General features: G+C 76.5%; 11 protein-coding genes. 5 read left to right on the forward strand and 6 right to left on the reverse strand.

Annotation, left to right across the window (positions count from 1 at the left end; all coding sequences use genetic code 11):
• Positions 1–4: 4 nt before the first annotated feature.
• Positions 5–1,498, reverse strand: a complete 1,494-nt coding sequence (locus FGG90_RS05770; RefSeq protein ID WP_094129378.1) for a flavin monoamine oxidase family protein — start codon at positions 1,496–1,498, stop codon at positions 5–7.
• A 43-nt stretch (positions 1,499–1,541) separates the two neighbouring features.
• On the opposite strand from FGG90_RS05770, the gene FGG90_RS05775 reads away from it, so the two are divergent.
• The gene (locus FGG90_RS05775) at positions 1,542–1,961 is read left to right on the forward strand and encodes an RNA-binding S4 domain-containing protein (protein WP_094129375.1); all 420 of its coding nucleotides are present in this window, start codon (positions 1,542–1,544) and stop codon (positions 1,959–1,961) included.
• Between the two features lie 58 nt (positions 1,962–2,019).
• Here FGG90_RS05775 and FGG90_RS05780 read toward each other — a convergent pair whose 3' ends face one another.
• Positions 2,020–2,985, reverse strand: a complete 966-nt coding sequence (locus FGG90_RS05780; RefSeq protein WP_094129372.1) for a 3-methyladenine DNA glycosylase — start codon at positions 2,983–2,985, stop codon at positions 2,020–2,022.
• 92 nt (positions 2,986–3,077) lie between these two features.
• Here FGG90_RS05780 and FGG90_RS05785 point away from each other — a divergent pair, with 92 nt between their 5' ends.
• Together FGG90_RS05785 and FGG90_RS05790 are read left to right on the forward strand one after the other, a co-directional pair.
• Complete coding sequence (locus FGG90_RS05785) at positions 3,078–3,512, forward strand: hypothetical protein (RefSeq protein ID WP_086517751.1); 435 nt, start codon at positions 3,078–3,080, stop codon at positions 3,510–3,512.
• Between the two features lie 70 nt (positions 3,513–3,582).
• Positions 3,583–3,840, forward strand: a complete 258-nt coding sequence (locus FGG90_RS05790; RefSeq protein ID WP_094129369.1) for a hypothetical protein — start codon at positions 3,583–3,585, stop codon at positions 3,838–3,840.
• Positions 3,841–3,936: 96 nt separating this feature from the next.
• On the opposite strand, the gene FGG90_RS05795 is transcribed toward FGG90_RS05790, so the two are convergent.
• The 3 genes from FGG90_RS05795 to FGG90_RS05805 form a co-directional block, all read right to left on the reverse strand.
• The gene (locus FGG90_RS05795; protein ID WP_094129366.1) at positions 3,937–4,914 is read right to left on the reverse strand and encodes a J domain-containing protein; all 978 of its coding nucleotides are present in this window, start codon (positions 4,912–4,914) and stop codon (positions 3,937–3,939) included.
• Positions 4,911–6,587 carry a stealth family protein gene (locus tag FGG90_RS05800; RefSeq protein WP_094129363.1) on the reverse strand — a complete coding sequence of 559 codons (1,677 nt, stop codon included), beginning with the start codon at positions 6,585–6,587 and terminating at the stop codon, positions 4,911–4,913. The genes FGG90_RS05795 and FGG90_RS05800 overlap by 4 nt, the downstream gene beginning before the upstream one ends.
• A gap of 137 nt (positions 6,588–6,724) precedes the next feature.
• Positions 6,725–7,459: a hypothetical protein gene (locus FGG90_RS05805; RefSeq protein ID WP_094129360.1), complete on the reverse strand. Its 735-nt coding sequence runs from the start codon at positions 7,457–7,459 to the stop codon at positions 6,725–6,727.
• Positions 7,460–7,632: 173 nt separating this feature from the next.
• Here FGG90_RS05805 and FGG90_RS05810 point away from each other — a divergent pair, with 173 nt between their 5' ends.
• Both FGG90_RS05810 and FGG90_RS05815 read left to right on the forward strand, forming a co-directional pair.
• On the forward strand, positions 7,633–8,550 hold the full coding sequence (locus FGG90_RS05810) for an FAD binding domain-containing protein (RefSeq protein WP_094129357.1): 918 nt from the start codon (positions 7,633–7,635) through the stop codon (positions 8,548–8,550).
• Positions 8,541–11,519, forward strand: coding sequence for a molybdopterin-dependent oxidoreductase (locus tag FGG90_RS05815; protein ID WP_094129354.1), 2,979 nt, complete (start codon positions 8,541–8,543; stop codon positions 11,517–11,519). Before FGG90_RS05810 ends, FGG90_RS05815 begins: the two co-directional genes overlap by 10 nt.
• An 84-nt stretch (positions 11,520–11,603) precedes the next feature.
• Here the strand turns inward: FGG90_RS05815 and FGG90_RS05820 are convergent, their stop codons facing one another.
• Positions 11,604–12,818 carry an APC family permease gene (locus tag FGG90_RS05820; RefSeq protein ID WP_237583564.1) on the reverse strand — a complete coding sequence of 405 codons (1,215 nt, stop codon included), beginning with the start codon at positions 12,816–12,818 and terminating at the stop codon, positions 11,604–11,606.
• Positions 12,819–12,849 lie beyond the last annotated feature (31 nt).

Below are 12,849 nucleotides of genomic sequence, written 5' to 3' on the forward strand. Positions count from 1 at the left end.
CCGCCTAGGGCGCCGGGGTCGCGCCGCCGTCGGGCGCGGGCGTCGGCGTGGCCGTGCCGTCCGCGACGAGCGCCGGATCCGCGAAGGGCGCGAGCGTGCGGAGCGCCGCCCGGCGCAGCGTGGCGTCGTCCATCCGCCCGACCCGCTCCGCCGCCTGGCCCCCGACCTCGGCCATGAGCACGGGCTCTCCCGTGACGGGCATCAGGTTGTACCAGCGCGTGTGGCTGCCGCCCGCGTCGTGCGAGGTCCAGACGGTGGCGGTCGTCGACCAGAACGGCTCGCGGAAGCGCATCCACACGCGGTCGGCGCGGCCGGATCCGAGCGCGCGGACAGCCGTCTCGTGCGCGGCGGGCAGCGCCGGGTCGAACGCGATGGCGCCCTCCTGCAGCACGCCGAGCGGCACGGTGACGACCACGCGGTCGACCGAGAGCGACTCGCCCGAACCGAGGCGGATGCCCACGCGCCCGTTCCCGTAGGAGATGCGCGAGACGGTGGACTCGCGGAGCACGTCGATCCGCTGGTCCTGGAGGAGGTGCTGCACGAGTCCCGCGAACCCGCCCGTGACGGCGACGTTGGCGACCGGCGCGGGCTCGTCGAGGCCGTGGGCCGCAGACAGGTCGCCGGGCGCCGCGCCGTGGGCGATGGCCACGTCGGTGGCGAGGAGGCCCGCGAGGCGCGCGGCGGGCGAGGCCGCGCCGCCGTCGGCGGAGAGCGCGTCGCCGCCGGTCGCCAGGAGGGCGGCGGAGACGCTGGCGTCGACCGGACGCTCGCGGGCCCAGGCGCGCGCGGCCGCGAGGGCGTCGGATCCCGCGGTCGACGGCTCGAGGACCCGGCCGTCGGGCCCGCGGTCCTCGGCGACGAGCGCGAGCCCGTAGCGGGATAGGCCCGCCTGCTCGACGGCGTCGCGGAGGGCGTCGTCGGGGTCGGCGGCGATCCAGAGCGCGCCGAGCTCCGCGGGCTGGGGCCAGTCCGGGCTGGTGACGGCGCGGATCCGGCCGCCGAGGTCGGCGCGCGCCTCGACGAGGACGACGTCGTGGCCCGCGTCGCGGAGGGCGCGCGCGGCGGCCGCGCCCGCGATGCCGGCGCCGACCACGGCGATGCGCTCGGATCCTGCGCCCGCCCGCTGCACCTCGGCGGCGGCCCGCAGGCCGGACGCGTGCGCGCCGGCGACCGTGCCCGGGCGGTCGGCGCTCGTGGCCTCGCCCGCGAAGAAGACGCGGTCGGCGACGGGACGCGCGAGCGCCTCGCGGTCGGCCGAGGTCGCGCCCGGGCGCAGGAAGCTGCCGGCCCCGCGAGCGAACGGATCGCCCGACCAGTCCGAGCGCGCGAAGGCGACGGGCTCGGGCACGCCGGCCGCGGTGACCGTCGGCGTCGGGCTCGGGGTGCCGGCAGGCGTCGGCGTCGCGGGGGCGGGCGTCGTCCGCGTGCACGCCGCGAGCCCGAGGAGGGAGAGCCCCGACGCGGAGGCGGCGAGGAGGGTGCGGCGGGAGATCGACATGCTCCGGTCAGCGTACCGGGGAGCCGTCGTCTAGGGTCGGGGCATGCCCATCGACGACGCGTCGGCCCCGGTCCCCGGCGGCCAGGCGGCCGTCCGGGTCGACAGCTGGCTCTGGGCGGTGCGCGTGTACAAGACGCGGTCGCAGGCCACGGCCGCGTGCCGCGCGGGCCACGTGCGCGTCGGCGACGAGCGGGCGAAGGCCTCGCAGTCGGTCCGGCCGGGCGACGAGGTGCGGGTGCGCGTCGCGGGCGCCGAGCGGATCCTCGTGGTGCGCCGCACGCTCGTGAAGCGCGTGGGGCCCGCGGTCGCCGCCGAGGCGATGACCGACCTCACTCCCCCGCCGCCGCCCCGCGACGCCGCGCCGGCGACCGTCGTGCGCGACCGCGGCGCCGGGCGGCCGACGAAGCGCGACCGGCGCGAGATCGAGCGGCTGCGCGACCCCGAGGGGATGCGCGGGCGCTGATCGCCCGCCTCCTCGCCGTGACGCGACGGGGTCGGCCCGGATGCGGATCCGCCGCGCGTCAGAGCCCGGCGTCGGCCGCGCGACGCGCGTGCGCGAGCTCGCCGAGGATCCGCCGCCGCAGCCCGTTCGACCGCTCGGCGAACCCGCGCTGCTCCGCCGCGTAGCGCGCCTTGCCGGCCGGCTCCTCGATCCGCACGGCCTCCAGCCCGAGCCCCGAGACGTCGTACAGGCTCGCGCGCATGTCGAGCGAGCGGATGTCGCGGGCCAGCTCGAACGCGTCGAGCAGCACCTCGCCGGCGACGAGCGGGCCGAGCTTGGTCGCCCACTTGTAGACGTCCATGCCGGCGTGCAGGCAGCCGGGCTGCTCGAGGTCGGGCTGCGTCTCGCGGGTCGGCGCGAGGGCGTTCCGGGGAACGGCCTCGGGCGTGAAGAATCGGAAGGCGTCGATGTGCGTGCAGGCGAGCCTGTGGGTCTCGACGACCTCGTCGGTCGCGGCGGATCCGAGGCGCAGCGGCAGCCGCTCGTGCCGCTGCTCGCCCGCTGCCACCCGGTAGACCATCGCCCACTCGTGCAGGCCGAAGCAGGAGAAGCGGCCGGGGCGCGCGGCGGTGCGGGAGAGGATCCGCTCGACGAAGGACGCGGTGGATCCGCGCGCCGCCAGGTACGCGGACGCGTCGACGCGGACGCCGCCGGGCGCGCGCTCCTCGTCGCCGACGTACCAGCGCCAGCCCGCCCGCTCCTCGCCGGCCGCGCCCGCGAGCACGACGCCCGCGCCCGGATGCCAGCGGCGCAGCAGCGACGGCTTGTGCGGGTAGTAGGTGAAGAGGAAGTCGTCGACCTCGTGCGTGCGGCCGGCCAGGCGGCGCTCCCGGAAGCCCGCGGAGAAGGCGTCGGCGCGGGCGGCGTGCCGGTCGGCCCGGTCGCGCCAGGCGTCGGGGTCGAGGACCGTCGAGGCGATGGCCTCCCCCGCGACGGTCGCCGGATCCGCCGCGGGCGCGGGCAGGAGGTCGGCGGCGGGGATCACCCGTCGAGGCTACCCGCGGCGGCCGCGGGATCCCGCGCGGGAGGCAGGCGGATCCCGCCCGCCAGGGAGCCGCGGATGGATAGCATTGGCGCATGGATGACGACTCCCCCCTCACGCCTCCCGGCGTCGCCGGCTACACGATCACCGAGATCGTCGAGAGCGAATCGGGCGGCGAGCCCCTGTTCATCTCCGCGATCCTCCTCGACGGCGAGCACGTGGCCAACTGGATCTCGACCGACCTCGACGAGGACGACGGCATCGTCGCCGACCTCGACCACGCGTTCGGCGGCCCGGCCACCGACCGCATGTTCCGCCAGGCCGCGGCGATCTTCCCCGACGCGGTGCTGTCCGAGATCCTCCCCGAGCTCGTGAGCTTCCTCTGGGTCGTGGCCGACGTCGCGGGCGTCGCCGACGACCAGGACCTCGACTTCGAGGCCGCCATCCGCATCGTCGCGGCCGAGGGCGACCTCGACGCGCAGGACCGCGACCTGCTCGGCCGCCTCGACGGCCTGAAGCGCATCGACTGACCGTCGTCCGCCGCACGACCGGAGCCCCGCCCGCCCTGACGCGCGCGGGGCTCCGGCGTACGGTCGAGTGATGAGCGACTCCGACATCGATCCCCTGTCCACGGTCCAGGGCGCCCCGGGCGTCACGCAGGACATGCCCGGCGAAGGCGACTCCGACTCGGCCGTCGGCGGCACGGTGCCCGACGGCGAGAGCATCCAGCACGTCGACGACGACGAGGCCCCCGGCGACGGCGGGCTCTCCAGCGGCGGCGACTCCCTGGGCTCCGACGAGGACGCGGCCGACACCGCGTCCGGCGCGGGCGACGCGCCGACGGACCTGCCCGCCTGATCAGCACCGCATCCCCACCCGCACCGCCGAGGGCCCGCCGCGATCCGTCGCGGCGGGCCCTCGCGCATGCGCCGGCCGAGGGCGGAGTCGGCCGGGTCAGCCCGCGTCCGGCCCCAGCAGCGTCAGCCGCTCGCGCAGCAGCGCCCGGACGGCGTAGGGATCCGCGACGCTGAGCCGCCCCTCCTCGGAGACGCCGTCGCGCAGCACCAGCGGGAGGACGGATCGGCGGACCACCAGCGCGCCCCGGTGCGGCCCGCGCTCCACGCGTTCCCGCGGTTGCGCGAGCGCGTCGTCGGGGACGACGACCACCGCGGCCGCGAAGCGCACGCCCACCGAGGCCGCGAGCGACCGGGCCGTCCCGACCAGCCACGCGACGGGCGCGTCGCCGGGCGCGAGGGCGCCGTCCGGATCCGGGTCGACGGGCTGCAGCTCCCCGCGCACCAGCTGCACGGGCTGGCCCCAGTCCTCGGAGCTCAACGCGAAGAGGCCCGCGGGCGCGAGGACGACGTGGTCGACCTTGCCGGCGCCCGCCAGCGGCCGCACGTCGTGGAAGACCGTGGCGCCCATGCCGAGCGACGCGGCGGCGCGGGCGGTCGCCTCCTCGGCCAGGGCCTTGGCGAGGAGCCAGCGGACGTCGCGCGGGGCGCGGCGCACGAGCTCGGGCGCCCAGGGGTCCACGCCGAGGTCGCCGCCGGGCGCTGTGCCCTGCCACGCGGCGACCCGCTCCAGGTAGTGCGCGCGGGCGAGCGCGCCCGCGGTGCCGTGCACGGTCGCGCCGAGGCGGGCGCCGGATCCGGGGGCGGGCGCGTAGCCGGCCTCGTCGGGGTGCAGCGGGTCGTCGTCGGAAGACGCGCGGCCCTGCCCGCGGTCGTAGCGGGCGCGGTCGTCCGGATCCCCGACCAGCTCCCACGCGCGCTGCACCGCGTGGAAGAGGTGCGCCTCGCCGCCCGTGTCCGGGTGGGTCGCGCGGACGAGGCGGCGGTACGCGGCACGCAGGGCGGAGGTGCCCGCCGCGGGATCCACGCCGAGCACCTCGTAGGGGGTGCGGTCGGCGGGGCTGCCCGCGGGGGTCACTCCGCCGGGTCGGCGGGGGCGGCGGGCAGCGCGGACGCGTCGGACGCGTCGGCGACCTCCGCCTCCCACGGCGCCGGGATGCCGTAGTAGCGCTCGAGGAAGTCCTGCACGCGCGCCTGGCGCTCGTCGGACGGGACCTCCGGGAAGGAGCCGTCGTTGAGGCAGAAGAAGTCCTGCGAGCGGCGCTTGAGCAGGCCGGGCAGCATGTCGAGGCCCGCGCGCGACGTGGTGTCGACGTAGGCGACCTTGGCGTTCTCCTGCTGCACCGCCCGGGCCGTCATCTGCGCGTAGTAGTGGTACAGCGAGTTGGTGACGGAGATGTCGGTGCTGGAGCGGAAGCGGCTGAGCTGCGTGCGGTGGAAGTCCTCCGCGAACTCCTGCTCGAGCTCGAGCAGCACGCTCTTGCGCAGCGGCGTGGCCGCGTGCTCGAGGTGGCGGGTGATGAGCCGGCCGAAGCGCTCCATGAGGAGCCGGCGGTTGACGCGCGCCGAGTTCTCGAAGCCGCTGCGGTCGCTGTCGTTGTCGCCGAGCCCGATGCGGGTGGACGCCTCGATGAACTTGGTGATGCCGCCGGGCGAGAAGAACATGCCGGGCTGCACCGGGCGGCCGAAGAACATGTCGTCGTTCGAGTACAGGAAGTGCTCGCTGAGCCCCGGGATGTGCTGGAGCTGCGACTCGACGGCCTGCGAGTTGTGCGTGGGCAGCGCGGCGGGATCCGTGAAGAACTCCTCGCTGCGCACGAACGTGACGCCCGGGTGCTCGGCGAGCCAGGCCGGCTTCGGGGAGTCGGTGACGATGAAGATGCGGCGCACCCACGGCGCGAACAGGTAGACGGAGCGCAGCGCGTACTTGAGCTCGTCGATCTGGCGGAAGCGCGCCTCGGAGTCGTCGCCCTCGCCGACCACGACGTCCTTCATCCGCTCGGCGCGGCGCTTCTGGAACTCGGGGTCGTTGCCGTCGACCCAGGAGAAGACCATGTCGATGTCGAAGGTGATGTCGGACGCCTGCGCGTCGAACATGCCCCGGAGCGTCTTCCACTCGTGGCCGTACATCTCGACCGTGGTGGGCACGACCTCGGCGGCCGGGAGGATCTCGCGCGTGAGCGAGTTCTCTACCGGCCACACGATGGTCTCGCCCTCGAAGCGGAAGAACTGCAGCTCGACGGCGGTGGACGCGCCGTACGCGAGGAGGCCGTCCGGCTCGATGCGCGGGCGGTAGAGGCGGAAGATCCCGGCGTCGGGGTTGTCGGTGAGGCGGCCGTCGGCGACGAGCAGCGGCGGGCGGCGGCGGCCGTCGACCGTCTTCGCGTAGAGAGGCTCGTCGGCGCACGCGGCGACGAGGGCGCGCACCACGGTGTCGCGGTTCTGCACGTCGATGGCGATGACGGGCCGCTCGTCGTTGCCGCGGATGAGCCAGAAGTCGATGCCGGTCGCGAGGAGCGCATCCCGGATGAAGAGGAGGTCGGTCACGAGCGCCTGGTGCGGCGTGAGCGTGCGGTTGACCAGCGTGGCGAGGCCCTTGCGGACGACGACGTCGGGCCGGTGGTGCGTGGTCGGCCACGTGGCGGGCGCGGGGGCGACCGCGTCGTCCTGGCGGGAGTACTCCTCCTCGCTGGTGGCCGGATCGACCGTCGGCTCGAGCGCCACGTTGAACTGCCGTGCGCTGCCCGCCATGGATCATCCCCTTGGTGCTTCTCGTGTGCCGATGCGTGCGCCTGGCCCGACGGGTGGCGACGGATCATTCTACCGAGCGACGGGGCGCGCCCCCGGTCGGGGGCGGTCGGCGGACGATGCGGTCATGACGGCGTCGGTCACCCCTCCACCTCGGCGGCCGGCAGCGGGTCGACCTCCCACACGACGGGGGCGTCGAGGAAGGGGTGGGTTGCGGGATCCGGCGCCTGGATGACCGTGCGCGGCACGTCGTGCCAGCGCAGCTCCGCGAGCTCCTGGCCGGCGGGCACGGCGTAGACGACGCACTCCATCCGCTCGTCGATCTCGTGGCCGTCCTGGAGGCCGAGGTCCGGGACCTCGTACGGGCACTCCGCGCTCGCGCTGATGCCGCCGAGCTGGCGCTGGATGATGTCGGCCTCGGATCCGTCGGCGAGGAACGGGCGGAGCACGGGGCCGTTCTGCGGGCCGGCCTCGCCCTCGAGCCAGCGGGTCTGCACGAAGGCGAAGTACGGGATCCGGTCGGCGAAGCGCTCGCCGTCCTCGTAGCCGGACCAGTAGGTGGGCTGGCCCTCCGCGACGCCGAGGAGGGTGGTCGCGACCAGGTCGGAGACGACACCGGTCGTGTCGACGCTCGGCAGGGCGACGGGATCGCCGACCGCGACGCGCTGGCCGGGGTCGGCCGTCGCGACGTCGGCGGGGAGCGTGATCGCGTCGAACGGCGGCGCGGGCGGACCGGACGGGCCGAAGGAGCAGCCCGCGAGGAGCAGGGACGCGGCGAGCGCGGATCCGGTCGCGGCGAGCGCCGCACCGCCGCGGGACCTCCGGCGGGGACGGGGCGTGCGGGTGGTCGGGCGTGCGGGCGTGCGGATGTCCATGGTCTCCCCCGGGTCTCCTCCCGAGCATGCCAGGAGCCCTGGGCGGCGACCACCGGGGGCGCCGGTTCGGGGGCGCGGCCCGCCGGATGCGAGGATCGCTGTCGAACGCCCGACGCGCGACCGCCCTCCCGACGAGGACGCGGCCGCCGACCGGGACGCCCGGGAGGAGACCCATGGACCAGCCGACCGTCCGCTCCGTCCTCGCCGCCCGCACGCGGGACGACCTCGCGGCCCTCGGCCCGGACGTCGCGGCGCTCGCCGGCGGGTCCGGGATCTTCGCCGAGCCGCATCCGCACCTCACCGGCCTCGTCGACCTGCAGACGCTCGGCTGGCCCGCGCTCGTCGTGACGGACGCGGGGCTCGAGATCGCCGCGACGTGCACCATCGCCCAGGTGGCCGGCATCCCGGCGCGCGACGGCTGGGCGGCGCACCCGCTCTTCCTCCGGGCGTGCACGGCGCTGTTCGGATCGACGGAGATCTGGCGCGTCGCGACCGTGGGCGGCAACATCTGCTCGGCCCTGCCCGCGGGGCCCATGACCGCGCTCGCCGCCGCGCTCGACGCCGAGGCGCTCGTCTGGCGGGCCGCGTCCGACGGCTCCCCCGCGCACGACGCGCGGATGCCCGTCGCCGAGCTCGTCACGGGCGACCGCACGACCGCGCTCCGGCCGGGCGACGTGCTGCGCTCGATCCACGTGCCCACGGCGTCGCTCCGGGCGCGCACGGCGTTCCGGAAGATCGCGCTGTCGCCCATCGGCCGGTCCGGCTCGGTCGTGATCGGGCGGCTCGACGAGGACGGCGCGTTTACGCTCGCGGTGACGGGCGCGACGCTCCGGCCCGAGCTGCTGCGGTACGCGTCCCTCCCCGCGGCCGAGGCGCTCGCGGACGACGTGCGGGCGATCGGATCCTGGTTCACCGACGCGCACGGCGCCGCCGACTGGCGCCGCGCGGTGAGCGCGCTGCTGGCGCAGGAGGTCCTGGCCGAGCTGGCGGGCGACGCGGCGGGATCCGGGGACGGCCCGCCCTCCGGCGAGCGCGGCACCCCGCTCGCCGCCGCGGCCACGACGACGGCGGGAGCGCGCGCATGGGCATGACGGTGGACGGCCGCGAGGTCCCCGGCGACCCCGCCCCCGGGCAGAGCCTCCGCACCTGGCTCCGCGAGCACGAGGTGTTCAGCGTGAAGAAGGGCTGCGACTCCGGCGACTGCGGCGCCTGCACGGTGCTCGTCGACGGGGATGCCGTGCACTCGTGCATCCTCCCCGCGTTCCGGGCCGCGGGCCGCGAGGTCACGACGGCGGCGGGGCTCGGGACGCCGGGCGACCTGCATCCGGTGCAGCGGGCGTTCGTGGAGGCGGCCGGGTTCCAGTGCGGGTTCTGCACGCCCGGCATGGTGGTGACCGCGTCGACCCTGGAGCCGGACGCGCTCGACGACCTGCCGCGGCTGATGAAGAGCAGCCTCTGCCGGTGCACGGGGTACCGGGCGATCGACGAGGCGATCCGCGGGGCGCACGCGCAGGGGGACGGCGACGCGGGCGACGGCACGGCCGGCGATGGCATCGCGGGCGACGGCACGGCCGGCGATGGGGCCCCTGCGCACGGTGCCGGCTGCGGCGGGCGGCCCGCGGGCCTCGGTCCCGTGCGGCCGACGGGATCGGCGCGGCCGACAGGACCCGCGCGGTCGACCGGATCGGCGCGATCGACCGGATCCGCCGCCGAGGCCGTCGCCCGCGAGGCCGAGCGCGCGCAGACCGGCCGCGTCGGCACGTCCCTGCACGCGCCCGCGAGCGAGCGCGTCGTCAGCGGCCTCGAGCCGTACACGCTCGACGTGGCGGTGCCCGGGCTCCTGCACGCGAGCCTCGTGCGCAGCCCGCACCCGCACGCGCGCATCCGCTCCATCGACGCGACCGCGGCCCTCGCGCTGCCGGGCGTGCACGCCGTCCTCACGCACGAGGGCTCCCCGGCGACGCTCTACTCGTCGGCCCGGCACGAGGACCGGTTCGACGACCCCGACGACAGCCGCGTGTTCGACGACGTCGTGCGGTTCCGCGGCCAGCGCGTCGCCGCCGTGATCGCGGACTCGGTCGGGATCGCCGAGGCCGCCGTGCGCCTGGTGCGCGTGGACTACGAGCCGCTCCCCTCCGTGCTCGACCCCGACCTCGCCCGGCAGCCGGGCGCGCCCCTGGTGCACGGCGACAAGGATCCGGCCGTCTCCCGCATCGCGGACCCGCGGCGGAACGTCGTCGCCGAGATGCACGGCGAGCACGGCGACGTGGCCGCCGGCCTGGCGCGGGCCGACGAGGTCGTCTCCGGCACGTGGTCCACGCAGCGTGTCGCGCACACGCACCTCGAGACGCACGCGACCGTCGGCTGGATGGAGGAGGGCCGCCTCGTCCTCCGCACCAGCTCGCAGGTCCCGTTCCTCGTGCAGCGCGAGATCTGCCGGTTGTTCGAGCTCGAGCCGGAGCGCGTGCGCGTCTTCACGGCGCGCGTGGGCGGCGGGTTCGGCGGCAAGCAGGAGATCCTCACCGAGGACGTCGTGGCGCTCGCCGTGCTGGCGACCGGCCGGCCCGTGCAGCTGGAGTTCACGCGCACGGACGAGTTCACCCTCTCCCCCGCGCGGCACCCGATGCGGGTGGGCGTGACGGTCGGCGCGACCTCCGACGGCGTCCTGACGGCGCTCGCGGTCGACGTGCTCAGCGACACGGGCGCGTACGGCAACCACGGGCCGGGCGTCATGTACCACGGGTGCAACGAGTCGATCAGCCTGTACCGCGTGCCCGCCAAGCGCGTCGACGCGCAGGCGGTCTACACGAACAACCTGCCGTCGGGCGCGTTCCGCGGCTACGGCCTCGGGCAGGTGATCTTCGCGGTCGAGTCCGCGCTCGACGAGCTCGCCCGGCGCCTCGGCATCTCGGGCTTCGAGATCCGGCGGCGGAACGCGGTCGTGCCGGGCGACCCGCTGGTCATCACCGACGCGGAGGGCCCCGATCTCGGCTTCGGCGGCAGCTACGGCCTCGACCAGTGCCTCGACCTCGCCGAGGCGGCGCTCCGCGACGGCGGCGGGGATCCGGTGCCGGCCGGCGACCGCTGGCTCGTGGGCGAGGGCATGGCCGCGGCGATGATCGCGACGATGCCGCCGCGCGGGCACTTCGCCGACGTGACGGTCGCGCTGGCCCCGGACGGCACGGTGACGGTGTCCGTCGGCACGGCCGAGTTCGGCAACGGCACCACCACGGTGCACGCGCAGCTCGCCGCGACGGCGCTGGGGACGACGCCCGACCGGATCCGCATCCGCCAGTCCGACACCGACGTCACGCGCTACGACACGGGTGCGTTCGGGTCCGCGGGCACGGTCGTCGCCGGGAAGGCCGTGCACCGGGCCGCGACCGCGCTCGCCGACCTGCTGCGGGAGGCCGCCTCGGCGCGCACGGGGATCCCCGGCGCCGCGTTCGCGCTGACGCCCGACGCGCTCGTGGCGGGTGCCGTCGCGGTCCCCGTCGCCGACTTGGTGGGCCCCGAGGGCCTCGCGGCCGAGGCGCACGAGGACGGCGCGCTGCGGTCGCTCGCGTTCAACGTGCACGCGTTCCGGGTGGCGGTGGATCCGGCGACGGGCGAGGTGCGCATCCTCCGGTCCGTGCAGGCCGTGGACGCGGGCACCGTCATCAACCCGGCGCAGCTGCGCGGCCAGGTCGAGGGCGGCACGGCGCAGGCGCTCGGCACGGCCCTGTTCGAGGAGGTCGTGCACGACGGCGAGGGGCGGATCCTCACCGACGTGCTGCGGAACTACCACATCCCCCAGCTCGCCGACCTGCCCGCGACCGAGGTGCTGTTCGCCGACACGCACGACGAGCTCGGGCCGCTCGGCGCGAAGTCGATGAGCGAGGCGCCCTACAACCCGGTCGCGCCGGCGCTCGCGAACGCCGTGCGCGACGCCGTCGGGATCCGGCCGCACGACCTGCCGATGTCGCGGGACCGCGTGTGGCGGCTCCTGCACGGCGGCGGCCCGCAGCCCGCGTTCGACAGCCCGACGACCCTCGGGGAGCGGGGGACGCGGGAGTCCTGACGCGGACTCCGGACGGGCCGGCGCGAGGACGGGCGGGAGCGGGGACGGGCCAGCGCCAGAACGCGCGGGCGCGGGCGCGGCGGCTCAGGCCGCGGTCGCGGATCCGCGCCGCCGCCGCGCGAGCACGACCGCCCGGCCGACGACGCCCACCGCCAGCACGCCGACGCCCGCGGCGATCGACGGCACGGGCAGCGTCGCCACGAGCACCAGGCACCCCGCGACGCCGAGCGCCTGCATCGCCCGCGGGTACCGCCGATCGGCGCGCCCCTGCGTGAAGGCGGCCGCGTTGGCGACCACGTAGTACAGCAGCACGCCGAAGGACGAGAAGCCGACGACGCCGCGGAGGTCCACCGTGAGCACGAGCGCCACGACGACCGCGGCCACCGCGATCTCCGCGCGCTGCGGCACCCGGTACCGCGGGTGCACGACGGCCAGGCCGCGCGGCAGGTCGCCCTCGCGGGCCATCGCGAGCGAGGTGCGGCCGATGCCGGCGAGGAGCGCGAGCAGGGCGCCGAGGCACGCGGCGGCCGCGCCGATCCCGACCACGGGCACCGCCCACGCCCAGCCGGCGGCCCGCACGACGTCGGCGAGCGGCGCGGTGGATCCGCCGAGCCGCGCCTCCCCGAGCACCCCGAGGAGCGTCACGGCGACGAGCGCGTAGACGACGAGGGCGCCGCCGAGCGCCAGCAGGATCGCGCGCGGGATGGTGCGGGCCGGATCCCGCACCTCCTCCCCCATGGTCGCGATGCGCGCGTATCCCGCGAAGGCGAAGAACAGGAGCCCGGCGGATTGCAGGACGCCGTAGGGGGTGGTGTCGACCACGCCCGCGACGGGCCCGGCGGCGGCGTCCGGCCCACCCGCTCCGCCCGCGGCGAGGCCCGCCACGAGCACGAGCGCGATCACGGCGAGGACCACCGCGACGATCACGCGGGCGAGCCGCGCCGTGCGGGTCACGCCGAGGCAGCCGACGACCGCGAGCGCGGCCACGGCGAGCGCCGCGACGGGCCGCTGCCACGCGGCGGGCACGGCGTACGCGGCGAAGGTCAGGGCCATGGCGGCGCAGCTCGCGGTCTTGCCGATCACGAACGACCACCCGGCGAGGAACCCCGGCCACTCCCCCAGGCGCTCGCGGCCGTAGAGGTACGAGCCGCCGGACGACGGGTAGCGGGCGGCGAGCTGGGCGGACGCGGTGGCGTTGCAGAGCGCGACCAACGCGGCGATCGCCAGGCCGACCAGGAGGCCGCCGCCCGCGGCGCGCGCCGCCGCCGGCATGACCGCGAAGATCCCGGCGCCGATCATCGCGCCGAGGCCGAGCACGGTGGCGTCGAGG

It is taken from the genome of Clavibacter michiganensis subsp. tessellarius (genome assembly GCF_021922985.1).
Lineage (GTDB): Bacteria > Actinomycetota > Actinomycetes > Actinomycetales > Microbacteriaceae > Clavibacter > Clavibacter tessellarius.